1 protein-coding gene is annotated in these 212 nt (G+C 39.6%); it reads left to right on the top strand.

Annotated features, from left to right (window positions below; all coding sequences use genetic code 11):
* On the top strand, positions 1-212 hold a 212-nt coding region (locus tag FC32_RS03085), incomplete at both ends, for a DUF1492 domain-containing protein (protein ID WP_156399001.1).

Below are 212 nucleotides of genomic sequence, written 5' to 3' on the forward strand. Positions count from 1 at the left end.
CCCTCTTTTGGTAACAATTTAGAAGAACGGATCGTAAAACGTGTATATGCACAAGAAACATTAGAGCGGGTCATTGAAACTTTAAATGCAATCAGGGATGAGAGCAAGCAGATATTAATTGCTGTGTATGTTGATGATTTAAGCGCATGGGAGATATGCGAAAGGTTAGGATGTGAAGAGACGCAATATCGTGTAAAGAAGCGTAAAGCCGA

It is taken from the genome of Ligilactobacillus apodemi DSM 16634 = JCM 16172 (genome assembly GCF_001434405.1).
GTDB lineage: Bacteria > Bacillota > Bacilli > Lactobacillales > Lactobacillaceae > Ligilactobacillus > Ligilactobacillus apodemi.